This is a genomic window from Streptomyces sp. NPDC001903 (assembly GCF_042891345.1).
GTDB lineage: Bacteria > Actinomycetota > Actinomycetes > Streptomycetales > Streptomycetaceae > Streptomyces.
This window is the reverse complement of sequence record NZ_JBIASZ010000005.1, coordinates 325,654-345,605: the sequence shown is the minus strand read 5'-3', so window position 1 is coordinate 345,605 and position 19,952 is coordinate 325,654. Positions and strand designations below refer to the sequence as shown.

Genomic DNA, 19,952 nt, shown 5'->3' with positions numbered 1-19,952 from the left:
TCAGGCGGCCTTCGGCGTGGAGGCGGCCTGGACGAGCGAGGTCACCGCGACGGCGCGGAAGCTGATGCCGTGCCGCTTCTGGCCGTTGAACTCGTTCTCCCAAGGGCGGGCAACGAGTCCGGTCAGTCCGACCGGCGTGCCCATCACGAGCTCGCCGGTGATGCCGGTCTCGGGGACGGTGACGGAGAGGACCTCGGCCTCGCCGTAGGCGGCGAAGAGCACGTCCACGGTCATCATGCGAACGCCGGTCTCGGGGTCGGTGGCGATCTCGCCGGTACGGCGGTCCTTGACCTTGGCGGCCGGCGGCTGGGCCACCATCACCATGGCGGCGGAGGTGTCGACGGGGATCTGACGCACGGAAGATCACTCCTCTATAGGGGTCGAACTCCTTCACTCATGTACATGAGTGACATGAAGAAGAGTGCCCGACTCCTATACATGAGTCAACCCGCTGCGGAAGAAAACTCGCAGCGGGCTGTGGGGAGTTGAGGAGCCGTCAGTCGCGCGCCGGGATCCGATACTCGAAAACGAACTGGTCAGCGGCCATGAGGGTGTCGCAGACCTCCACCACGCGACCCGCCTCCGTCACCGCATCTCGCACCAGATGCACGACAGGCGCACCAGGACTCAGCGCCAGCTCGGACGTCTCAGCCTTGGAGGCCGGCCGGGCCTGAAGCGTCTCCACGAACTCGGCGAAGACATGCCCATGCTCCTCAAGCCGGGCGTAGATCCCACCGCCACCAGGATTCTCGGCGAACAGCTCAGGGATGTCCTTCACGACGTCCCACGGCAGGTAGGAGCTCGCAGTCTCCACCGGGGTCCCGTTCCGGAAGTACAGCCGCCGCCGGGCAAGCACCTGCGTGCCCGCCTCGACCCCAAGCCGTCCGGCAATGCCTTCCGGGGCCTCCATGGGCCCGATGAACAACACGCTCACCTTGGCCTCGGCGCCGGACTGCGCGGACTCGGCGAGGTAGGCCGCTCGCCCCTCCTGCCGATGCGTACGCCGGAACCGATCAGACGACCGGTGCCGCACGGGCGGCCGGGCCTTAACAATCGACCCCTTGCCGTGCCGGGTCTCCACGAGCCCACTGGCCCGCACCTCGACCATGGCCTTGCGGATGGTCCCGCCGGAGACCCCATACCGGTCCACGAGCTCGGACTCACTCGGCACCATGTCGCCGGCACCCAGCACCCCGGCCCGGATCTGCTGGACGATCTCGTCGGCGATCTGGACGTACCTCGGTACGGCCTTGCCACCTCCCACTGCGGTTCCCATAGTCCTTCTCTTCCTCCTATGCTCCTGTACATGAGTACGGGTTCCCCGCAGCACAAGTCAACGCCACTGCATTCCGTGTCCGTGGCCGGGGCCGTGCTACGAGAGGACGGCCGACTCCTGGCGATCCGCCGAGCGGACAACGGCACTTGGGAGCTCCCGGGCGGAGTCCTCGAACTCACCGAGTCCCCGGAAGCCGGCGTCCGCCGCGAGGTCCTGGAGGAAACCGGCATCGAGGTAGAGGTCAACGACCTGACCGGGGTCTACAAGAACACCACCCGCGGCATCGTCGCCCTGGTCTTCCGCTGCAAGCCCTCCGGCGGCACGGAACGCACCTCCAACGAGTCGACCGCAGTCGCCTGGCTCACCCCGGAAGAGGTAGCGGCCCGCATGTCCGGGGTCTACGCGATCCGCCTCCTGGACGCCCTGGACGACGCAGGCCCCCACGTCCGCAGCCACGACGGCCGAACCCTCATCCCCACCCACTGAATACAGATAAGTTGACCACCAGCCTCGCCCTGAACTTCGAACGCACCTCCACCCGCGGAGACCACAAAGATCTCCGGCTGAGCATCGCCACCCATCGACACTTCTGCGATTCGTACTACCTCGCCATCGACGAGTCCCCGGCAGCCGCAGGCGCAGGCCTCGGAAGCAAACTCGGACGCTTGCTGGAGCAGTGGAACGAGCAGATCTCCGACCTGATGGGGTCCGGCGGCACTGCCTACCTGCCCTACGACTTCTCGGACCAGTGCACGGCATGGCTCCGCGTCTCATCACCGGACGGACAAGCAGCTCATGTTCAGGCCGGCTGGAGCCACATCGAGGCCTGGGGCATCGAGCCCTCCAACTACGCCACGACTGCTCCCAGAGTCACCGACTTCGCCCCGATCGAGGGCGCCCAGATCGATTGCTCACTAGCCGATTTGAGCACTCACATCGAAGCGAACCGCGCTGCCCTGGTAGCCACAGGCCCGTAGCGCGGTAAGAGTTTCCCTACTTCATCAAGGCACCCGCCGCGCACAGCGCGGCGCGCGCGGCCCGTCGCCCGGGCCTGCGCTCCTGTCTCCGCCCCGCTCAAGCCCGACCGCCGTCCGCACGCCTACAGCGCGGGTTGATGGGTGACCCGTGGCGGCTCGGACTACCGCTCAGTTCACGTCAAAGCCATGCCTCCGGCGGGGGCGCTCCGACTCCGGGATGGCGAGGCGCCGTACGCGCGTGCCGGCACATTGTGGCGAGCGGGGGGCTCCCATCCCGTCTGCCGTCGACCCAGGCAAGCCGAGCAGACGCGGGCCCTGGCGTCCAGGTCGTTCGTACAGTGGCGCGCTCCACCTGGACGCCAGGACCCGCGCCCGCTCCACATACGTGTGGGTCGACGGCAGACGGGATGAGGGTTGGTCTGCCAGTGCGGCATTTTGCCCCTTATCTGCTCTCGACAATGCCGATTCAGTGAGCCTCGGTTGCCGCCATCGCATGTAGGTCCTGGTGGGACACCCAGACTGGAGCCAGCGTCTCAAGCTGCCGTGAGACCAGTTCGCAACTCTCCAGGTAATCCAGTGCGGCTCCGGGCAGCACGCTGGCATCTCCGTGTGCAACGCGGTTCCGCATGGACGACAGTCTCAGGATCAAAGAGCTTGAGGTACCAGGAAGCCCGAGTTCAGAGAGTCGCTGGATGGCCGTCCCGACAGGGACGAAAGGTGCATCTTGCAAGCTGTAGTTACCACTCAGAACACGCCGGTAGGTGACTTCCACATGTCGCCAGCCGAGCAGAACTGCGGCATCTGGTGAGGTATCGAGAATCTCCATGGCTTCATCAATGACCGAAGAGAAACGCGGAGCGCGAGCGGGCTGCTCTTCACCACTGCCATCGTTGTCTGCCGGAGCTTCGATCTCAGCCGCCTCCTCGTGGACGGCACGCGCCTCAGCAGCGAAGTCCATCGCACCGGCTGGAGTCTCCAGACGAGTCACACGGCTGAACATCCGTTGAAGCTCGCCCTTGAAGAGCCAGGCAAGCGAAGCCGTTATCGCAGGCCAGACCAGGGCTTCGATGTACTTGAGGACCATTTCAGCGATCTGCACAGTGTCAGTCTGAACCAGACTGGGGGCAAGCGCAGTCGAAACGCATCATCTCCGTCCGACAGCGGCAGCCATGCCAGAGTCGGCAGGCTTGGTCACGTCAGAGGCATGCCAGGTAGAGCGGTCCCCAGCGGTCAGCGACGGGGAGCCGGAGCGCGCAGCAGAGTCCTTCCTAGTGCTCATTTTCGCTGGTCATGAGCAAGTGAGGACGCCCAAAATGGGTGATTCCGTAGCTCTGTCGGCAGGTTGTGCGGGCCAAGCGCCGAGCAGCGGCCGAAGTCGGGCACGGCCGAGTCAAAGGCCTCTGCGGCCCACCATTCCCCTGGAAGACTGACGGGGTCAGGACCGGGGCAGAATCTCTCGGGCGTCGAGCGGCTACAGGACCAGCGCAGATAGGAGCAGCAAGACAGTTATGAGACAAGAGGCGCGGGAACTACTACTTACACGGCAAGGATTGGGCGCGATTTTCGCCGCAGCTCTAGCGTCCTTCGGCCTACTGAGTGCAGTTTTTCAAGTTGCCCTAGCAGTGTGGCCGAGCCTAGCTCGGCATGACGTCTGGATCCTGTGCTCTCTAGCCGCGAGCTGCATTATTGCAGGCACTTTACACGCCTGGCCGAGATTCGAAACGAGCCACATCTACCATTACCCGAATTTCTCAATCAAGATAAAGTGCGGCGATATACTAGACGAAGAGGGGGATATTGTAGTAGGATTTACAGATACTTTTGACACGGACACGATGGGCGGATTCGTAATTAGCCCACGTAGCATACAGGGGCAATTTCAAGATAAGTATTATCGCGCAGATTTGAGCCGTCTGGATCTAGAAATACAAGAGGAGCTGGCTCGCATCCCTGTCGCATTCAGTGAAACGATACAATCCAAAGCGCGGGGGAAGCTCGATCGGTATCAGGTGGGCACTACCCTCACGCTGGATGCGGGAGGCAGGCGGGTTTACGCGGCTGCCTACGGGTTTATGAGAAACGACCTGCGCGTGAGCTGTTCCGTGGATGCGCTATGGAAGACCTTGACATCCATCTGGGACTCAGTACGAGTTAACGGGAATCTCGATTCGGTCACCATTCCCGTAATTGGATCAGAACTGGCTCGCGTGGGATCGCTGGATCGAACTAGCCTAATGAAGATGATCGCGCTCTCCTTCGTTGCGTCGTCTCGCGAAGAGATAGTTTCGCGCCAGCTAGCTATCATCGTGCACCCGAAAGATCGCCGATCCGTAAACCTACTCGATGTCGATAGGTTTTTGAAGTCTCTATGAGGAATCTCGCCCAGCTGCGAGTCAAACGAAAATGGCCATGGGTAGAATCTGCACGGCAGGAAACTTCACCAAAGGGTCATTAGATTGAAGGTTGAATCCTTCCAGGGTTCCCATTGTCACGGCAAATGACTCCCCTTCTTCCCCCATTTTCCCCATCACCGTTCGACGCGCAAGATTAATGGACTCACCTTCGCGCAGAATGCGTGTTACCTTACCAAGTACGGAGAAGTCGCCGGCGCTGAGCTTCTCGGCGACTGCATTATCGTAGTACTCGGAAGCCACTGTAAGTACGGCCTTGATTCCCGAAGGCGTCTCAAGTACGACATCGTGAACCGGACACGATTCCAGTTCTTCCTTCATTTTCATGATCATGCGCATCTCCACCCCCTTCTGAATCTGCTGGAACTGCTGGACCGTCTCAGTCCAGGGATGCGATTCTTTGCCACTAATGGCGGATGCGCGAGTTTGAGGGTTCCCAGATTTTCGGTTTGTTGAGTTTTGTGAGCGAGCCCCTTCTACACCTTGAGACACGTCCTCCATATAGGCGAAAATCTGGCTAAGCATGGCCAGCATTTCTTCAAGCGGATTTCCGGTGTAGCGGCCCGATACTTTCACGAAGTCTCCGGGATGTAGATCAGAAAGACTCTCCCGATTTCCCAACGAAACAATCGCTCCATCTTCGTTTAGAAATGCATACAAGGCATTGAATAGACTTGCAGCCGTATGGTGGCGGGCGACTTTAGTCTCTGCCGTCTCCCCCACATGACTGGTGGTCTCCCCCGCTAGAGAAGCCTCAAGACTTAGTAGTGCGCCGAGGGAGGGAAGCTTGCTCCCGCTCAGTCCACCGCCCCTTAGCGCTTCCTTCTGCACGGTTTCTTCGCTGGAGACATAAACGCCGCCCTCCAGATAGGCTAGGAAGCTGACCATCATCTGCACATCGAGGTATAGGGGATGAGCCAGTCTGTATTTAGTCATGCGCCAGGCATAGCACAGGACGGAGTCCTTGGCGCGACAAAGCGAAAGATCCACTCAGACGTGCGGGTCGGTTTGCGCCATCTATATGCTATTGTCCATCTAGTGGTGACTGTTCGACGACCACGGCGCGCAGCACTAACATTCGAAATAGGCCGTAGTCGTAGATTCGGGGAGCCCGTCGAGCTTCTCGACTGCCCGTATGGCTAGCTAAGCTACCTGGCATGGCCTATCGAACTATCACGCTGAGCGTCCTGATCGCGTCGCCGGGAGACACCCCCGAGGAGCGGGACGCTGTGGAGAACGTCATCCGCAGCTGGAATAGCGACCATACGCTCCAGCGAAAAATTCATCTACTTCCCCAACGCTGGGAACTGGGCGCCGTGCCGATCATCGGCCAGCAAGACGCACAGGAGGTAATTAACGAACAATTCGCCGATACGTCAGACATCGTGGTTGCTGTATTCAACAGTCGCCTTGGCCAAGAGACTAGGCGCGCTGCATCAGGTACGGCTGAGGAGATTCTTCGAGCGCGTGATCGCGGCGCGCTTGTGCACGTCTTCTTCTCTGATGCGCCAATTCCGAGAAATCACGATCCAAAACAGCTTTCAGCTCTCAATGAATTTCGCGAACAGCTTCGAGAACATGGCCTCACGGGAAGCTACGCTTCGCTTGACGACCTTGTCTCAAAGGTCAGAAGATGCCTTGAGCACGACGCATACAAGCTTGGCAATATCGGCGATACAGATTTCAATGAAAAACCTGATGTCCCAGGCGCGGTATTGCGCTCAAGCTACCGTTACGAGACGGAGCCCACCCAGGACAGTAAAGGTCGAACAAAAATGAAGCGCGTCAGGCAGCGGCTTCGCGTTGAAAACCTTGGCGAAGCGGTAGCTGAGGAAGTCTCTCTAGAGATTACCCCTGTCGGCGAGGGTGAGAACCCACGGATGCTCGAATCGGCAACTGCGGGACGCATTCCCCCCCGATCCTACGTGGACTTCGTCGTTGCTCTACATTTGGGCGTAGCTTCTCAAGGAACTGTGGTTCACCGATGGAGCGAGGACGGAAAGTCGTATTCCGATGAGCAAACGATCTCCTGGACATAGTCGTCGCTGACTGGTCGGACAAAATGCACCGTCGCCCCCGGCAGCTCGCTCTTTGGGCAGCAATAACCATAAAAGCGGGAGGAGACAGCTCTTCTTAGCGCCTGCTCATGGCCCTCCGTGGCCGTGTGTGCCGAAGCGGACCCTGACTGGTGTACGGGTCCGCTCGGGTGTCGCGTGCAAGCTCTTGCTAGCCGAGGTGTGTTGGCAGTCTTTCGTGGGCTGATTGAGCTGGACTTGAGAGGCGGTGGCCGCGGCTGGTTGCTACGCGGACCGCGTCTTGGAGGGCTCCGGTCAGATCTGTGGCCAGGAGCCGGAGTTCCTCTGGGTCCGAGTGCACGTCGGCGAGTACCTCGACGGCGTGGGCTAGGAGTTCGGCTCCCAAGCCGAGTTGGGTCTCTTCGGTGTGGTCCGCCAGGCGGGACAGGTAGCCGGCGGTGCTGTCGGTGCTCAGGTAGCAGGGCTTGTCGTCGGGGCCAGTCCAGGGGAGGAGGCGCAGGCCGTTGCTCGGCGTCATTCCGTCGGGATCCCCTCGTCGGATGTGAGGCGGGTGGTGAAGAGTGCGTCCGCTCTGTCGCCGGGGAGGACTATGCGGGCTACCTCGACCACGCGGCCGGCGATGTTGGTCGCCACGCGGGTGAGTGAGAGGACCGGCAGGGATGCGCTGATCCGGAGAGCCGTTGACTCTTCTTGGGTTGGAAGGCGGGCGCCGAGTCGCTCTTGGACTTCGGACAGTGGTGGGTGGAGGTCCGCCAAGCTCGCTCGCATCTTCTCGGGCGAGGGGCAGTCGGCTGGCGCCAGGTCTCGGGGGACGTAGATGCGGGCCAGGCTGTGAGGCGCCTTCCCGTCGTGGGTCACGTAGAGGAGCTCGGTCAGCGGGCTGAGGGGCGGGACGTTCAGGAGGGCGGGCAGGTCGCCGTGCGCTTCGAGGTTCATGGTGCGGACAGTTGCTCGGAGGGGTGGGATTGGCGATGTGCCGATGCCTCCGACGTACGTGAATCTGGGGAGGGGACGGCGGACATAGTTGCCGCTGCCGTGGATCTTCTCCACCAGGCCTTCGCCTTGGAGGAGCGCGAGGGCGCTGCGGAGGGTTGGCGTGCTGACCGTGTAGCGGGTGGCGAGTTGAGCCTCGGAGGGGAGGCGTTCGCCGGCCTTGAAGTGGCCCATTCGGATTTGCTGGCGGAGGTCGTCGGCGATGGCGTGGCGGCGGGAAGGCATGGGCCGGTCACCATTTCCTCGTCATGCGGAGGGCGATCAGTCGGGTTCTTGCGTGCATCGTCAGCGCCTCTCCCGACTCGAAGACCAGCCGCTTGGCGCCGGCGCGGAGTTGGACGAGGTCGGATACGCGGCATGGTTGGCCGCCGATCTGGATGACGTCGCCGCGCTGGACGCTGTCTGAGGTGATCTCGACGGGCGTGGCGAGCGCGCCGGCGGGAGCCCTCACTGGTTCGCCTGCCGCGGTTCCGACGGTTCGTTCGGGGTGTGGCAGGCGCAGGAGCAGGCCTCGTAGATCACGGGTACGCCGACGGGTGCCGTGGCGAGGGACGACTGGGTGCATTCGGAGTGGGCGCCGATCGCGCATGAGGTCGACCGGTAGGTCAGCCTCGCGTGCGTGGCGTAGGAGAGTGGGGGGAGTTGCGGCCCACTGGTGTAGGCGTTGGTGGGGCCCGTACGGTTGTGCACGCTGATCAGCTCCTATCGCTGACGGCCAGGTCCCCGGACATCGCCCGTCGCGGGGACCGCTTTGTTTACGGCGGCCCAGAGGGTGCGGCCGGTCAAGCTGCTGGCGACGAGCCCGAATCGGTCGGCTTCCGCCACCACTTCCAAGACCTCCCGCCACGATTCGGCGGGCAGCGCTTCCGGCACCTCCGCCTCGATCGACGTGTACGTGGCGTGCGGCTCCACGCGCGTGGTCAGTCCGAGGGCCGACAACCGGGCGGCGAGATCCTTGGCCCTTGCTTCTGAAGCGGGCACAGGGCCTCCGTCGCCGATTGAACACGTTGAGTGAAGCTAGTTAACTAGATTAGAGCTAGTGGACTAGATTTTCCACATGCCTGAGCAGCCGCCTTATCTCCGCATCGCCGACGTCCTGCGGCAGCGGATCGCGGAGCACGTGTGGACGGCCGGAGATCGACTGCCTTCGCGCGCCCAGATCGCCGAGGAGTGCGGTGTCGGCGAGAACGTGGTCCGTCGGGCCCAAGAGCTCCTGATCTCCCAGGGCGTGCTGGAGGGGCGAGCGGGGTCCGGAACGTACGTGGCCGAGCCTCGGCAGCGTGTGCGGGTGGTGCGCTCCTCAGCCAGGGAGCAGCCGGACGGCTCACCGTTCCGGGCGGACATGCGGGCGCTGGGCAAGCAGGGGCACTGGGAGAGCCGGACCGAGGCGAAGGTACCGGCCCCGGCCGAGATCGCAGCGCGGCTTGGGATCGCCGAGGGTGACCTGTGCGTGCGTACGGTCTACGAGTTCCTCGGTGATGGCCGGCCGGTGCAATTGTCGACGAGTTGGGAGCCGTACGAGCTGACCGGCGGCACGCTCGTCGTACTGCCGGAGGGCGGGCCTCATGCGGGGGTCGGCGTCGTGAACCGGATGGCCGCGATCGGGATCACGGTCAGCCACGCCGTGGAGCAGCCGGAGCCGCGGCAGGCGAGTGCCGAGGAAGCATCGCTGCTCGGGATCCAGAAGGCCGCTCTGGTCACGCACATCCGGCGGACGTACTACAGCGACCAGGGGCGGCCCGTGGAGACGGCGGACATCGTCATCCCCGCTGCGCTGTGCGAGGTCGTTTACGAGATCCCTGTCGGTCGCTAGAGCGGCTGGCAGAGGCCGGAGGGATACCGCCTTGGACGCGGAGCGAGAGGCTCGCATAGCGGAGGTAGCAGCGAGAGCGCGGCCCGTGTGGGCGGAGAACCGCGACGGCGGGGCTCTGCAGGAATTCTTGAAGGAGATCGGCTGTGACGGCGTGGACGCGGTCATGGTGACCAGGCAGGTGGTCGGATGCAGTCTCGGCGAGGCTCAGGAAATGTTCCTCACCGCGCCCTGCCGGGCCACCGAGCTCGCCTTCCACAACGCGTTCATGGAAGCCCTTGAGCGGTCTCAGGGCGACGCCTGACCCCTCCGGTCCACTCCTTACTCGGGTGGGGCCCCGTCCGGCCGTCGTACGCCCGCACAGGCGATCAGGTCGCCGCCGTCTTCCGTGATGAAGAACGTGTAAATCCATGACCCGTCGGAGGCTTTGACCTGCCCGATGCGGATGGGCTCAGCGCGCTCACGGAGCAGTTCTACCGCTCGTTCCCATCCCAGGGTCTCGGCGCCCTTCCGCTGCATGCACCGGTGGCGGATCGCGAAGGTGCCTGCGTGGCTGTCCGAAGGCCTCGCCCCGGCTTCCCATACGTCGTAATCGGCGCCGGCAGTGAGGGCTGCCAGAGCTGCCTTGGATGCCGCGCCGTCGCCGGCCAGCAGCCGCATCAGCTCATGTCGTTCCATGGTCAGCCCTCCCCCGCCTGAATCCTGGTGGATCGCGGCAAGGCGCCGCAACGCCGTTAGTAGGGTCCTCGGCATGACCAGCAACGCGCCCACCTGCCCGGAGTGCAGCCAAGCCATGAAGTTCGGCGGATTCGTGCTCTGTCGCCGGGAGGACGACGGCGAACGGGTCTGCCGGTCGCTGTGGAAGTGCCCCGCTCGGCATGTCTGGTGGCACTGGGCCGACCGGCCGGACGAGGCCCTGGAGGCGTGCCCGATACCGGAGGCGTTCCGCTGACGTCCGTGTCCGCACGCGTGCCCTTCGTGTGCCCGATCAGACGGCGCGTGGTGGGGAACCACGGTCATCTGCGGTGGGCGCTCGGCTCGCGTGCAGGTCAGGCGGTTGGCTGGTGGGCGGGTGGGTGCGTACGCGATCTTCCAAACTAGCTACGCGGGTTCGATTCCCGTCGCCCGCTCTGAAGCACGAAGGGCCAGGTCAGAGGACACTTCCTCCGCCTGGCCCTTCGTCGTTCCGCAGCCGTTTCGGCCGAGCCCTCACCCGCCCACTGAATACGGATACGTTGACCACCGATCTCGCCCTGAAATTCGAACGCACTTCCACGCGGGGAGATCACAACGATCTCCGGCTGAGCATCGCCGACCATCGGCACGTCTGCGATTCGTACTACCTCGCCATCGACCAGTCCCCGATGGCCGCGGGCGCAGGCCTGGGAGCCAGACTCGGGCGGCTGTTGGAGCAGTGGAACGAGCAGGTCGGCGGGCTCACGGGCTCCGGTGGCACGGTCCACCTGCCGTATGACTTCTCGGACCAGTGCACGGCGTGGCTCCGCGTCTCCTCGCCGGACGGGCGGACAGCCCTCGTCCAGGCCGGCTGGAGCCGCGTCGAAGCCTGGGGGCATCGAGCCCTGTGACTACGCCACCACCGCTCCGGAAGTCACCGACTTCGCCCCGATCGCCGGCGCGCAGATCACCTGCTCACTAACCGACTTGGTCACCCGCATCGAAGCGAACGGCGCCGCCCTGGTGGCCACGGGCCCCTAGGGGCTCAGTAGTGGACCGAGGTGCAGGTCACCGTGGTCTTGCCGTCGGCCGTCTTGACGACGTACTTGGCTCCGGTCAGGCCGCCGAGGTCGAACCTGCCCGACTTGTCGATGGGGACGGAGCCCGTGCTCGAGCCGGAGTAGGTCACCGTCGTGCCGGCGGGGAAGCCCTCGCCCCACACGTGGTACTTGCCGGCTGAATCCACCTCGACGTTGCACTTCGCGGCCGCGGGGGCCGCGGTGGTCGAGGCGTGTGCGGCGACGGCGGGGCCCAGCGCGAGGGCGGGGGCCGCGAAGAGGGCGAGCGCTGCGAGACGACGTGTTCGGTTCATCATTCAACCTGCCTAGGACGCTGATGGCGCGGCCGGTGAGGCGTCACGGCTCCGATACGCGGCTTATATCGTATCGTCCGCTTTGTCCCGCGGCATCTCGCGGATGGTCTTGACGGCCGCCGGGGCGGGCTGTCTACTCCCCGCATGTCGGGGGCGGGCGGGGCGCGGGAGTACGTCGAGACGCGGCTGGGTCAGTACCAGCAGTGGTACGACCGCAAGGCCGTGCGGAGCAAGGCCGCCCATGTGCGGATGCGGACCCTGTCGGTGGTCGGCGGGGCGCTCGTGCCCGTACTGGTCAACCTCGACGGGCCGTTCGCCCGGATCGCCGCCACCGTGCTCAGCCTGCTCGTGGTCGTCTCCGTGTCCCTCGAGGGCGTGTACCGGTACCGGGAACAGTGGAAGAACTACCGGTCGGCCGAGCAACTGCTGGGGCACGAACGGGTCTACTTCGAGACCGGGGTCGGCCCGTACGCCGGATTGTCCGGGGCCGACGCCTTCGCGCTGCTCGTGTCCCGGGTGGAGAAGGCGATCGCCAACGAGAATTCGGCCACCCTCGACGTCATGGCGCTGGGCGGCCGGGTGAACGCGGACCTGGAGTACCGGCGGACGGCCGGCACTCCCTGACCTCTAGAGCTTGATGCCCGCGATGGTGTCCGCGAGGGAGTTGAGGAAGCGGTTGACGTCCGGCGCGATGGAGCTGGACGCCAGGAAGAAGCCGAAGAGGACCGCGACGATCGCGGGGCCGGCCTTGATGTGGTTGCCGCGGATCAGCACCACCAGGATGACCGCCAACAGAACCACCACTGACAGCGAAATGGCCACTACTGATCACACCTTCGGTCGTCCCCTGGTCGGCCTGGGGCACACGGCCACGCGCACCCCCACATGCACCATCCTCCCACCAACGGGCCCCGGCTATCCGTCCCGTGGCGAATCGGCATCGGCGCTTTCCCGCCAACCGGCCATGCGCCGGGCATATTTCGGACGTCAGGGCGGGGTGAGACCGGGGTCAGGGCGCGGTGAGGCCGAGGAGGGAGCGGACATGGGCGTACTTCGCGGACAGCCGGTCCCGGGTGGGGCCGTCCAGCACGGAGAGCCTCACGGGGTCCGCGTTGTGCGCCAGATCGGCCTCCTTGACCAGGAGGGCGCCCGGGGTGGCGCGGATCCGGGCCGCGTACTCCTCCACCGGCTCACCGGGGCGCTTGGTGACCGCCAGCACCATGTCCTTGACCGACTGGGGCAGGGCCGCGGAATCCAGCCACTCCCGGCTCAACGCGTCGTCCTCGACGGCGTCGTGCAGCCAGGCCGCCGCCTGCTGCTCCGGGCTGCCGCCGCGGACGCGGACGCCCTCGGCGACCGCCGCCAGGTGCTCGGCGTACGGCCGGCCGGCCTTGTCGGTCTGGCCCTCATGCGCCGAGCGCGCCAGTGCCTCGACCTCGATCAGGGTCAGCGGTTGCTGCCGCCCTTGCGTCATGCCGTCCCCTTCGCCGCCGTACGGAGGGCCTGCGCGGCCCGGCGTACGTCCTGCTGCGTCGTACGCCAGTTGGAGAACGCCGCGCGCAGGGCCGGGGTTCCCGCGTAGACGGTCGGGGTGACGAAGACCTCGCCCTGCGCCGCCTCGCGCAAGGCCGCCAGGCGGGCCGGGGTGGGGTCCTCGGCGAGGGTGAAGCAGACGACGTTCAGCCGGACCGGGGCGAGGAGGCGGAAGGCCGGGTCCCGCTCCAGCGCGGCGCCGAAGGCCCTGGCGCAGGCGATGTCGCGCTCGACGATCTCCCGGTGGCCCGCGCGGCCGTACGCGCGCAGCGTGAACCAGGCGGCGAGCGCGCGCAGCCGGTGCGAGTTCTCGGGGGTGAGGTGGACGAGGTCCGGGCACTCGCCCAGGGGGCCTAGGTAGGCGGCGGCGTTCTGGAAGACGCGGGCCTGGAGGTCCTGGCGGCGGGTGAACTGGACGGCGCTGTCGTAGGGGACGTTCAGCCACTTGTGCAGGTCGACGCAGACGGAGTCGGAGGCGTCGAGCCCGTCGGCGAGGTGGGCGTGTTCCGGGGAGAGCGCGGCGAAGGCGCCGAAGGCGGCGTCGGTGTGGAGCCAGAACGTGTGGCGCTCGCGGAGGGCGGCGATGGCGCGGAGGTCGTCGAAGTCCACGGTGTTGACGGTGCCGGCGTTGGCGACGACCACGGCCGGGCCGGGGGCGTCGGCGAGGGCGCGGTCGAGGGCGGCGGGGTCGACGGCCTCGCGGCCGGGGAGGGTGGGGACGGGGACGAGCGAGCTTCGGCCGAGGCCGAGGACGGAGAGGGCCTTGGCGATGGAGGAGTGCGGGGCTCCGGACAGGACGCGGACCGGGCCGAGCGCCGCCGCGCCGTCCTCCGAGGGCGAGACGCCGAGGCGCTCGCCGAGCCACTCGCGCGCGATGGCGAGGCCGGTGGTGTTGGACATGGTGGCGCCGCTGACGAAGGTTCCGGTGTGGGCGTCGGTGAGGCCGAAGAGCTCGCGGAGCCAGGCCACGGTCTCGCGTTCGAGGTCCTGACCGGCGCCGTCCAGGGCGGAGTTGGAGTTCTGGTCGTGGACGGCGGTCAGCCAGTCGCCCGCGAGGGCGGCGGGGGTCGCGCCGCCGGTGACGAAGCCGAGGTAGCGGGGGCCGGCGGAGGCGGACAGCCGGGGCGCCCAGCGCTCCGCGAAGGCGGTGAGGGCCGATTGGGCGCCGGCGGCGTGCTCCGGCAGGGGCTCGGGTGTGCGCGGGGGCCCGGCGGGCGGTACGACGGGACGCGCGTCCAGGGCTTCGAGGGCGTCGGCGGCGATACGGCGGGTGGCCTCCAGGAGGTCGGGGAGGCGGGCGAGGTCGGTGGCGAGCGTGCGGTCCATGGGGGCACGGTAGGGACCCGCCGGGCCCGGCGGACCGGCCAATCGCAGGTGATTGGCCCGCTTTCCGGATTGCCGGCCTCCCGGCCTCCCGGCCGCGCGGAGCCCCGCCCCTCGCCTCGCCGGAGGGCGCCGGCCCCGGTGGGGGCGGGAGTCGGGCGGCGTAGGGTCGGGGGATGACTCGGTGGCTGGTGGGGGTTGTCGGAGCGGCGGTCGCGGTGGGCGTGGTGACGGGGTGTGACGTGCCGCCCGCGCCCGCCGCCGCGCCCGGACCCAGTGTGGTGCGGCCCCCCGCGCCCACTGTCGCGGCCTCCCCTCCCGCGACCTCCGCTCCGGCCTCCCCTCCCGCGGACCCGGCCCCTGCGTGCCCGGAGGGCGGGGTGCGGCTGCTCGAGGGGGCCGGGGACTCCGCCATGGGGCTGCGCGTCGCCGACGTCCGGCTCGTCAACTGCGGTACGCAGCCCTACGCACTCGAGGGCTACCCGGAGATCCGGTTGCTGGACAGGAAGCGGGCACCCGTGGAGGTGGCGGTCGTACACGGGGCCGACGGGATCACCTCCGCACCGACCGGTGTGGAGGGCGTCCCGCAGAAGGTGGAGCTCCGGCCCGGCCAGGCGGCCTCCCTCGCCCTGGTGTGGCGGAATCTGGTGACGGACTCCACGGTGCCCGCCGCCGAGGGGTGGGTGCTGGAGGTGACCCCGCGCGCCGGTGCGCCCCGGGTGGAGCTGGAGCTCCGCCATTCCGTGGACCTCGGGAACACCGGGAGGCTCGGGATCAGCCCGTGGAAGGCGACGGCCCGGTGATCATCTGGCTCAACGGTCCCTTCGGGGCGGGAAGGCGCAGACCGCGTACGCACTGCACCGGCGGCCGCCCGGCAGACGTCGGCCGGCTGTGCGAAGCGACCGGCCTGCGGGCCGCCCCGGACACCGACGGCCCGCTCCGCGCGAGGCTGCGGCGCGCGCTCGTCGGCGTCCGGCACATCCGGTTCGACCAGGGCATGCCCTTCGGATCACGCCGGGCTCGTCCGAAAAGGCGCGCACAGGACACCCTCTAGGGGGTGTGCGTCCCCCCGCGCAGGGTCCAGCGGGCCGGGAGGGCGGTGGCCGCCAGGCCCAGGGTCAGGGCCGCCGCCGCGAAGGAGGCGTACAGCACCGGCGGGATGTGCGGGGGCGCGCCGGTCAGGGCCTTGGTCAGCGGGAACAGCGTGGCCAGGGCGATCGCGCTGCCCAGGGTGACGCCCGCGCCGCCGATCAGGAGCGCCTCCCAGCGGAGCATCCGCAGCACCTGGCGCCGGGTCGAGCCGACCAGGCGCAGCATCCGCAGTTCGCGGCGGCGGTCGAGGACGGTCATCACCAGGGTGTTGGCGGCGGCCACGGCCGCGAAGCCGCCGAGGAGCGCCGCCATGACGGTGTTGGCCCAGGCGTTGACCTCGCGGTCCGTGTTCTGGGCGGCGGTCCACTCCGCGGTGGGCATCGCGGCCCCCAGGGCCCCCAGGGCCGCCGGGACCGGGCCGCGGATCAGCAGCTCGGTGGCGCGCCCGGCGGTGGTGTGGCCGGTGAGGTCTGCCGCCGGGAGGGTGACCTGGCCGAGGCCGAGGCCCCGGGTGTAGACGGCCACGATCTCGGGGGTCGCCGGGGACCCGTCGGGGAGGCGGAGTTCGACGCGGTCGCCGATCCCGAGGCGGGCCGAGTCGGCGAGGCTGCGGTCCACGGCGACCGCGCCGGGGCGCAGAGCGGCGAGGCTGCCCTCGCGCACGCCGAGGTCCTGGACGGTGGTGACGTCGCCCGCGACGCCCTGCGCCGAGACGGACTGGAACCGCCGCTCGGCCCCCTTGCCGAACATCGCGAGGACCGAGGTACGGGTGACCGCGACTCCCCCGCGCGCGTCGCTCGGCGGGTCGGCGACCACGTGCTCGGCGAGCAGTCCGGCCTCCTGCTGCTGCCGGACGGCCTGTTCCTCGCTGGTGTGCAGGAAGACCAGGGTCGAGGAGAAGGCCATGGCGAGCACGATCGGGGTGATCGCGGAGGCCAGCCGGCGGGCGTGGGCCCGGGAGTTGGCGGCGGCGAGCGAGCCGGACGCGCCGCCGGCGCGCAGCGGGAGGCCGAGTACGGCGGCGCAGGCGCGGGCGATCAGCGGCCCGAGCAGGGCCACGGCCAGCATGAAGAGCATGACCACGCCGAGGGCGGCGTTGGCGGCGTCGTCCCCGCCGGAGGTGGCGGCCAGGCCCGCGCAGGCGGCTCCGCCGGCCAGCGCGGCGATGCCCAGGGGCGTACGGATCCACCCCGGCCGCAGGCGTTCCACGGCGGCCGCGGCCAGCGCCTGGCCGGGCCGGATCCGGGCGGGCCGGCGGGCGGCGGCCCAGCCCGCGAGCAGGGCGGTGACGAGGCCGGTGCCGGCGGCGGAGACGAGCGGGATCCAGGAGACGGCGAGCTCGACGCCTTCCGGGATCGCGCCCTTGGCCTGGAGCTGCCCGAACCACCAGGCGGCGAGGCCGATGCCGGGTACGCAGCCCAGCACCCCCGCGGCGGGCGCGACGAGCAGGGCTTCGGTGGCGACGATGCGGCGGATCTGCCGCGGGGTGGCTCCGACGGCGCGCAGCAGGGCGAACTCGCGGGAGCGCTGCCCGACGGAGAGCGCGACCGTACCGGCGGCGGTGAAGACGGCGACGAGGGCGGCGATGCCGCCGAAGGAGCCGCCGAGGCCCATCAGCAGTTCCTTGGCGCCCGCGAGCCGCGGGTCCACGGCGCGGGCGGCGCCGGTCAGCACCTGGGCGCGGCCCTCGACCGCGGCCCGCACCCGCTCCGGGTCGGCGTCGAACAGGACGACGGCGTCGAGCGCGCCGGGGTGTCCGGACAGGGCGCGGGCCTCGGCGTCGGAGAACCAGGCTCCGGTGCCTGCGGCCCGGCCCACGACCCGGAACTCCCGCTTCCCGACGGGGGTGTCGAGCGCCACCCGGTCCCCCGCGAACCCCGTGCCCGTCCCCAGCACGACCTCCCCGGCGGCCTCCGGGGCCCGGCCGGCCGCGAGCGCCGCACCCGTGAAGGCCGATGCCCCCCAGCCCGAGGCCTCCGCGGAGCCCGCGTCGCCCCGTACGGGGAACACCACGTCGGGGACGGCCCGGCCGAGCGGGGCGAGGCGCTCCAGCAGGGCGGCGTCGACCCGGGCCCGCTCCGGGACCCGTACCGCTTCCTCGTAGGCGCCTTCGCCGCTGCCCGCCTGCCAGCGGATCTGCTGGTCGGCGGCGACGACCACGGGCGCCTGCGCGTACCGGGTCGGCGGGATGGCCGCCCGGGCCCCGCTTTCCAGCAGGATCCCGCACGCGGAGACGATGGCGACGGTCATGAGCAGGGCGACGAAGGTGCCGGCGAAGGCGGCGGGGCGAAACCGCACCGCGGCCCGGGCCAGGCCGTTGGGGTGGAACGGCATCAGGCGGCCGCTCCGGCGTAGGCGGGGGCGGTGAGGGCGGTCATCCGGGCCGCGACGGCCGCGGCGGAGCTCCGCGGCAGCCGGTCGGCGATCAGCCCGTCGGCGAGGAAGAGCACCTGGTCGGCGGAGGCGGCGGCGGCCGGGTCGTGGGTGACCATGACGATGGTGGCGCCGAGGGTGTCCACGGCGGACCGGAGCAGTGCGAGGACCTCGGCGGCGGTGGTGGTGTCGAGGGCGCCGGTCGGTTCGTCGGCGAAGACGACGTCGGGCCGGGTGACCAGGGCCCGTGCGATGGCGACGCGCTGCTGCTGGCCGCCGGAGAGCTCGGCGGGGCGGCGCCGGCCCTTTCCTTCGAGGCCGACGCGGGCGAGCAGGTCGGCGGCCCGGTCCCGGTCCTGCCGCGAGGATCCGCCGCCGGCGAGCCGCATCGGGAGCAGCACGTTCTGCTCGACGGTGAGGGAGGGCAGCAGGTTGAAGGCCTGGAAGACGAAGCCGAGGCGGCTGCGGCGCAGTTCGGTGAGCTCGTTCTCGTTCATGCCGGTGATCTCGGTGCCGCCGAGGCGGACGGAGCCGGCGGTGGGGACGTCGAGCCCGGCCGCGCACTGGAGGAAGGTGGACTTGCCGGAGCCGGAGGGGCCCATCACGGCGGTGAAGCTGCCGCGCGGCAGGCTGAGGTCGATCCCGCGCAGCGCGTGCACGGCGGCGGCCCCCCGGCCGTACTCGCGCCGTACGCCGCGCAGCTCGACGGCCGCCGTGCCCTCGTGCGCGGCCCGCCCGGTGCCGCCGTACGTCTCCCGCCCGGTGCCCTCGTACGCCGCCTGCGCGCTCTCGCGCCGCCGCCCGCTCCGCCGGAGCCCCATGATGTGCCGCCTTCCGTACCCGTCGTTGATCGTGGTCACGACGCTACGGAGGCGGGTGCGGGTGCCGACATGGCGGAGCCAGGCGGATCGGGGGTGGGGAAAACCCCCGTACGCGGGTCAGGGCGAGCGGCGGATGAGCAGCAGGGCCCGGTCGTCGTTGACGTCCTTGGCGACCTTCTCGATCAGGTGCCAGGCCGCGCCCTCCCAGCCGGCTGCGACGTAGCGGTCGGCCTCGCCGGTGAGGCGGTCGATGCCCTCGCTGATGTCGCGGTCGGCGGTCTCGACCAGCCCGTCCGTGAAGAGCATGAGGACGTCCCCGCGGCGGAGGTTGCCGCGGGCGGGCTCGAACTCGGCGCCGTCGTAGACGCCGAGCAGCGGGCCCTCGCCGGACTTCTCCTGCCAGCGGCCGGTGCCCGCGGAGAGCTGGAGGGCGGGCAGGTGGCCGGCGGAGAGGAGCTCGTAGTCGCCGGTCTCCAGGTCCAGCACGAGGTGGATGGAGGTGGCGAAGCCCTCGTCCCAGTCCTGGCGGAGGAGGTAGCCGTTGGCGGCGGGCAGGAAGCCGTGCGGGGGCAGGGCGCCGAGCAGGCCGCCGAACGCTCCGGACAGCAGCAGGGCGCGCGAGCCGGCCTCCATGCCCTTGCCGGAGACGTCGGTCAGGACGATCTCCAGGGTGCGGCCGCCGTTGGTGCGGGCGGCGACGACGAAGTCGCCGGAGAAGGACTGGCCGCCGGCCGGGCGCAGGGCCATCTCGCGGTGCCAGCCGCGCGGCAGGGTGGGCAGCTTGCTCTGGACCCGGATGCGTTCGCGCAGGTCGAAGAGCATGGTGCCGCCGCGCCGCCAGGGCACGCCGACGCGGCTGCGGAACTGCGCGATGACCAGTCCGAAGAATCCGCAGGCGGCGACGACCAGCACCGTGCCGGGGGTGACCCGGGCGGGGCCCAGCGTGTACGGACCGAGGACCAGGGCCTCGACGATGAGGGCGGCCGCGGAGGCCGCGTACAGCGCGAGCAGGCTGGCGGGGCGCAGCAGCAGGCCGCCCGCGACGATCGGCAGGACGAGGGCCGAGGGCGAGAACCAGACAGGCAGCATGAGCGTGCCGCAGGCGATGGCGGGGACGGTCGCGAGCAGCCCGGCGAAGGCGAGCCAGTCGGAGGCGTCTCCGCGGAAGTAGTCGACGGCGGATTTGCGCAGGGCGGTGCGGGCCCGGTGCGACAGCATGCGCGTCCGGGCCATGAGCGTCTCGATGCGTGCTCCGGCCAT

General features: G+C 68.6%; 27 protein-coding genes. 10 read left to right on the top strand and 17 right to left on the bottom strand.

The window, feature by feature from the left end:
• Positions 1 to 357 (bottom strand): hypothetical protein, encoded by a 357-nt coding sequence (locus ACFYZS_RS14125; protein WP_389011077.1) that lies wholly within the window; start codon positions 355 to 357, stop codon positions 1 to 3.
• Between the two features lie 139 nt (positions 358 to 496).
• Complete coding sequence (locus ACFYZS_RS14120) at positions 497 to 1,276, bottom strand: GntR family transcriptional regulator (RefSeq protein ID WP_389011074.1); 780 nt, start codon at positions 1,274 to 1,276, stop codon at positions 497 to 499.
• An 18-nt stretch (positions 1,277 to 1,294) separates the two neighbouring features.
• On the opposite strand from ACFYZS_RS14120, the gene ACFYZS_RS14115 reads away from it, so the two are divergent.
• Together ACFYZS_RS14115 and ACFYZS_RS14110 are read left to right on the top strand one after the other, a co-directional pair.
• Positions 1,295 to 1,762 (top strand): NUDIX hydrolase, encoded by a 468-nt coding sequence (locus ACFYZS_RS14115; protein WP_389011071.1) that lies wholly within the window; start codon positions 1,295 to 1,297, stop codon positions 1,760 to 1,762.
• Between the two features lie 11 nt (positions 1,763 to 1,773).
• Complete coding sequence (locus ACFYZS_RS14110) at positions 1,774 to 2,253, top strand: hypothetical protein (protein ID WP_389011068.1); 480 nt, start codon at positions 1,774 to 1,776, stop codon at positions 2,251 to 2,253.
• Between the two features lie 466 nt (positions 2,254 to 2,719).
• Here the strand turns inward: ACFYZS_RS14110 and ACFYZS_RS14105 are convergent, their stop codons facing one another.
• Entirely contained in the window at positions 2,720 to 3,352 is a 633-nt protein-coding gene (locus ACFYZS_RS14105; RefSeq protein ID WP_389011065.1) for a hypothetical protein, read from the bottom strand.
• Positions 3,353 to 3,761: 409 nt separating this feature from the next.
• Here ACFYZS_RS14105 and ACFYZS_RS14100 point away from each other — a divergent pair, with 409 nt between their 5' ends.
• Positions 3,762 to 4,625 carry a macro domain-containing protein gene (locus ACFYZS_RS14100; protein ID WP_389011062.1) on the top strand — a complete coding sequence of 288 codons (864 nt, stop codon included), beginning with the start codon at positions 3,762 to 3,764 and terminating at the stop codon, positions 4,623 to 4,625.
• Positions 4,626 to 4,646: 21 nt separating this feature from the next.
• Here the strand turns inward: ACFYZS_RS14100 and ACFYZS_RS14095 are convergent, their stop codons facing one another.
• Entirely contained in the window at positions 4,647 to 5,600 is a 954-nt protein-coding gene (locus ACFYZS_RS14095) for a hypothetical protein (RefSeq protein WP_389011059.1), read from the bottom strand.
• Between the two features lie 221 nt (positions 5,601 to 5,821).
• Between ACFYZS_RS14095 and ACFYZS_RS14090 the strand changes: the two genes are divergently transcribed.
• Positions 5,822 to 6,703: a hypothetical protein gene (locus tag ACFYZS_RS14090; protein ID WP_389011056.1), complete on the top strand. Its 882-nt coding sequence runs from the start codon at positions 5,822 to 5,824 to the stop codon at positions 6,701 to 6,703.
• Between the two features lie 187 nt (positions 6,704 to 6,890).
• Here the strand turns inward: ACFYZS_RS14090 and ACFYZS_RS14085 are convergent, their stop codons facing one another.
• From ACFYZS_RS14085 to ACFYZS_RS14065, 5 genes are read right to left on the bottom strand one after another with little or no spacing between them, the layout of a single operon-like run.
• Entirely contained in the window at positions 6,891 to 7,217 is a 327-nt protein-coding gene (locus ACFYZS_RS14085) for a hypothetical protein (RefSeq protein WP_389011053.1), read from the bottom strand.
• Complete coding sequence (locus tag ACFYZS_RS14080) at positions 7,214 to 7,918, bottom strand: GntR family transcriptional regulator (RefSeq protein WP_389011050.1); 705 nt, start codon at positions 7,916 to 7,918, stop codon at positions 7,214 to 7,216. The genes ACFYZS_RS14085 and ACFYZS_RS14080 overlap by 4 nt, the downstream gene beginning before the upstream one ends.
• A 7-nt stretch (positions 7,919 to 7,925) precedes the next feature.
• Positions 7,926 to 8,144, bottom strand: coding sequence for a hypothetical protein (locus ACFYZS_RS14075; protein WP_389011047.1), 219 nt, complete (start codon positions 8,142 to 8,144; stop codon positions 7,926 to 7,928).
• Complete coding sequence (locus tag ACFYZS_RS14070; protein ID WP_389011044.1) at positions 8,141 to 8,383, bottom strand: hypothetical protein; 243 nt, start codon at positions 8,381 to 8,383, stop codon at positions 8,141 to 8,143. Before ACFYZS_RS14070 ends, ACFYZS_RS14075 begins: the two co-directional genes overlap by 4 nt.
• 12 nt (positions 8,384 to 8,395) lie before the next feature.
• A complete protein-coding gene (locus ACFYZS_RS14065; protein WP_048479352.1) occupies positions 8,396 to 8,674 on the bottom strand; it encodes a hypothetical protein in 279 nt (92 codons plus the stop codon).
• A 76-nt stretch (positions 8,675 to 8,750) separates the two neighbouring features.
• Here ACFYZS_RS14065 and ACFYZS_RS14060 point away from each other — a divergent pair, with 76 nt between their 5' ends.
• Both ACFYZS_RS14060 and ACFYZS_RS14055 read left to right on the top strand, forming a co-directional pair.
• Complete coding sequence (locus ACFYZS_RS14060; RefSeq protein ID WP_389011040.1) at positions 8,751 to 9,506, top strand: GntR family transcriptional regulator; 756 nt, start codon at positions 8,751 to 8,753, stop codon at positions 9,504 to 9,506.
• 85 nt (positions 9,507 to 9,591) lie between these two features.
• Positions 9,592 to 9,807 (top strand): hypothetical protein, encoded by a 216-nt coding sequence (locus ACFYZS_RS14055; protein WP_389011037.1) that lies wholly within the window; start codon positions 9,592 to 9,594, stop codon positions 9,805 to 9,807.
• Between the two features lie 17 nt (positions 9,808 to 9,824).
• On the opposite strand, the gene ACFYZS_RS14050 is transcribed toward ACFYZS_RS14055, so the two are convergent.
• The gene (locus ACFYZS_RS14050; RefSeq protein ID WP_389011034.1) at positions 9,825 to 10,181 is read right to left on the bottom strand and encodes a hypothetical protein; all 357 of its coding nucleotides are present in this window, start codon (positions 10,179 to 10,181) and stop codon (positions 9,825 to 9,827) included.
• 73 nt (positions 10,182 to 10,254) lie between these two features.
• Here ACFYZS_RS14050 and ACFYZS_RS14045 point away from each other — a divergent pair, with 73 nt between their 5' ends.
• Together ACFYZS_RS14045 and ACFYZS_RS14040 are read left to right on the top strand one after the other, a co-directional pair.
• Entirely contained in the window at positions 10,255 to 10,455 is a 201-nt protein-coding gene (locus ACFYZS_RS14045) for a dehydrogenase (RefSeq protein ID WP_389011031.1), read from the top strand.
• A gap of 283 nt (positions 10,456 to 10,738) precedes the next feature.
• Complete coding sequence (locus tag ACFYZS_RS14040) at positions 10,739 to 11,089, top strand: hypothetical protein (protein ID WP_389011028.1); 351 nt, start codon at positions 10,739 to 10,741, stop codon at positions 11,087 to 11,089.
• A 134-nt stretch (positions 11,090 to 11,223) separates the two neighbouring features.
• On the opposite strand, the gene ACFYZS_RS14035 is transcribed toward ACFYZS_RS14040, so the two are convergent.
• Entirely contained in the window at positions 11,224 to 11,553 is a 330-nt protein-coding gene (locus ACFYZS_RS14035) for a hypothetical protein (RefSeq protein ID WP_389011025.1), read from the bottom strand.
• A 141-nt stretch (positions 11,554 to 11,694) separates the two neighbouring features.
• On the opposite strand from ACFYZS_RS14035, the gene ACFYZS_RS14030 reads away from it, so the two are divergent.
• On the top strand, positions 11,695 to 12,174 hold the full coding sequence (locus ACFYZS_RS14030; protein ID WP_389011022.1) for a DUF4231 domain-containing protein: 480 nt from the start codon (positions 11,695 to 11,697) through the stop codon (positions 12,172 to 12,174).
• Between the two features lie 3 nt (positions 12,175 to 12,177).
• Here ACFYZS_RS14030 and ACFYZS_RS14025 read toward each other — a convergent pair whose 3' ends face one another.
• From ACFYZS_RS14025 to ACFYZS_RS14015, 3 genes are all read right to left on the bottom strand, one after another.
• The gene (locus ACFYZS_RS14025; RefSeq protein ID WP_030159386.1) at positions 12,178 to 12,372 is read right to left on the bottom strand and encodes a hypothetical protein; all 195 of its coding nucleotides are present in this window, start codon (positions 12,370 to 12,372) and stop codon (positions 12,178 to 12,180) included.
• Between the two features lie 187 nt (positions 12,373 to 12,559).
• On the bottom strand, positions 12,560 to 13,024 hold the full coding sequence (locus tag ACFYZS_RS14020; RefSeq protein WP_389011019.1) for an HD domain-containing protein: 465 nt from the start codon (positions 13,022 to 13,024) through the stop codon (positions 12,560 to 12,562).
• On the bottom strand, positions 13,021 to 14,409 hold the full coding sequence (locus tag ACFYZS_RS14015; protein WP_389011016.1) for a pyridoxal phosphate-dependent decarboxylase family protein: 1,389 nt from the start codon (positions 14,407 to 14,409) through the stop codon (positions 13,021 to 13,023). The genes ACFYZS_RS14020 and ACFYZS_RS14015 overlap by 4 nt, the downstream gene beginning before the upstream one ends.
• Before the next feature lie 173 nt (positions 14,410 to 14,582).
• Between ACFYZS_RS14015 and ACFYZS_RS14010 the strand changes: the two genes are divergently transcribed.
• A complete protein-coding gene (locus ACFYZS_RS14010) occupies positions 14,583 to 15,209 on the top strand; it encodes a DUF4232 domain-containing protein (protein WP_389011013.1) in 627 nt (208 codons plus the stop codon).
• Between the two features lie 247 nt (positions 15,210 to 15,456).
• Here ACFYZS_RS14010 and ACFYZS_RS14005 read toward each other — a convergent pair whose 3' ends face one another.
• From ACFYZS_RS14005 to ACFYZS_RS13995, 3 genes are all read right to left on the bottom strand, one after another.
• Positions 15,457 to 17,832 (bottom strand): FtsX-like permease family protein, encoded by a 2,376-nt coding sequence (locus ACFYZS_RS14005; RefSeq protein ID WP_389011010.1) that lies wholly within the window; start codon positions 17,830 to 17,832, stop codon positions 15,457 to 15,459.
• Positions 17,832 to 18,692: an ABC transporter ATP-binding protein gene (locus tag ACFYZS_RS14000; protein ID WP_389011661.1), complete on the bottom strand. Its 861-nt coding sequence runs from the start codon at positions 18,690 to 18,692 to the stop codon at positions 17,832 to 17,834. The genes ACFYZS_RS14005 and ACFYZS_RS14000 overlap by 1 nt, the downstream gene beginning before the upstream one ends.
• Before the next feature lie 117 nt (positions 18,693 to 18,809).
• The gene (locus tag ACFYZS_RS13995; RefSeq protein WP_389011007.1) at positions 18,810 to 19,952 is read right to left on the bottom strand and encodes a PP2C family protein-serine/threonine phosphatase; all 1,143 of its coding nucleotides are present in this window, start codon (positions 19,950 to 19,952) and stop codon (positions 18,810 to 18,812) included.

What these genes read in the sequence shown, in the direction of transcription:
- ACFYZS_RS14010 (WP_389011013.1), top strand. Translation starts at nt 14,583, where the DNA reads ATGACTCGGTGGCTGGTGGGGGTTGTCGGAGCGGCGGTCGCGGTGGGC.
- ACFYZS_RS14015 (WP_389011016.1), bottom strand. Translation starts at nt 14,409, where the DNA reads ATGGACCGCACGCTCGCCACCGACCTCGCCCGCCTCCCCGACCTCCTG.
- ACFYZS_RS14120 (WP_389011074.1), bottom strand. Translation starts at nt 1,276, where the DNA reads ATGGGAACCGCAGTGGGAGGTGGCAAGGCCGTACCGAGGTACGTCCAG.
- ACFYZS_RS14045 (WP_389011031.1), top strand. Translation starts at nt 10,255, where the DNA reads ATGACCAGCAACGCGCCCACCTGCCCGGAGTGCAGCCAAGCCATGAAG.
- ACFYZS_RS14060 (WP_389011040.1), top strand. Translation starts at nt 8,751, where the DNA reads ATGCCTGAGCAGCCGCCTTATCTCCGCATCGCCGACGTCCTGCGGCAG.
- ACFYZS_RS14090 (WP_389011056.1), top strand. Translation starts at nt 5,822, where the DNA reads ATGGCCTATCGAACTATCACGCTGAGCGTCCTGATCGCGTCGCCGGGA.
- ACFYZS_RS14080 (WP_389011050.1), bottom strand. Translation starts at nt 7,918, where the DNA reads ATGCCTTCCCGCCGCCACGCCATCGCCGACGACCTCCGCCAGCAAATC.
- ACFYZS_RS14000 (WP_389011661.1), bottom strand. Translation starts at nt 18,692, where the DNA reads ATGGGGCTCCGGCGGAGCGGGCGGCGGCGCGAGAGCGCGCAGGCGGCG.
- ACFYZS_RS14085 (WP_389011053.1), bottom strand. Translation starts at nt 7,217, where the DNA reads ATGACGCCGAGCAACGGCCTGCGCCTCCTCCCCTGGACTGGCCCCGAC.
- ACFYZS_RS14050 (WP_389011034.1), bottom strand. Translation starts at nt 10,181, where the DNA reads ATGGAACGACATGAGCTGATGCGGCTGCTGGCCGGCGACGGCGCGGCA.
- ACFYZS_RS14100 (WP_389011062.1), top strand. Translation starts at nt 3,762, where the DNA reads ATGAGACAAGAGGCGCGGGAACTACTACTTACACGGCAAGGATTGGGC.
- ACFYZS_RS14020 (WP_389011019.1), bottom strand. Translation starts at nt 13,024, where the DNA reads ATGACGCAAGGGCGGCAGCAACCGCTGACCCTGATCGAGGTCGAGGCA.
- ACFYZS_RS14115 (WP_389011071.1), top strand. Translation starts at nt 1,295, where the DNA reads ATGCTCCTGTACATGAGTACGGGTTCCCCGCAGCACAAGTCAACGCCA.
- ACFYZS_RS14030 (WP_389011022.1), top strand. Translation starts at nt 11,695, where the DNA reads ATGTCGGGGGCGGGCGGGGCGCGGGAGTACGTCGAGACGCGGCTGGGT.
- ACFYZS_RS14005 (WP_389011010.1), bottom strand. Translation starts at nt 17,832, where the DNA reads ATGCCGTTCCACCCCAACGGCCTGGCCCGGGCCGCGGTGCGGTTTCGC.
- ACFYZS_RS14035 (WP_389011025.1), bottom strand. Translation starts at nt 11,553, where the DNA reads ATGATGAACCGAACACGTCGTCTCGCAGCGCTCGCCCTCTTCGCGGCC.
- ACFYZS_RS14095 (WP_389011059.1), bottom strand. Translation starts at nt 5,600, where the DNA reads ATGACTAAATACAGACTGGCTCATCCCCTATACCTCGATGTGCAGATG.
- ACFYZS_RS13995 (WP_389011007.1), bottom strand. Translation starts at nt 19,952, where the DNA reads ATGGCCGGAGCACGCATCGAGACGCTCATGGCCCGGACGCGCATGCTG.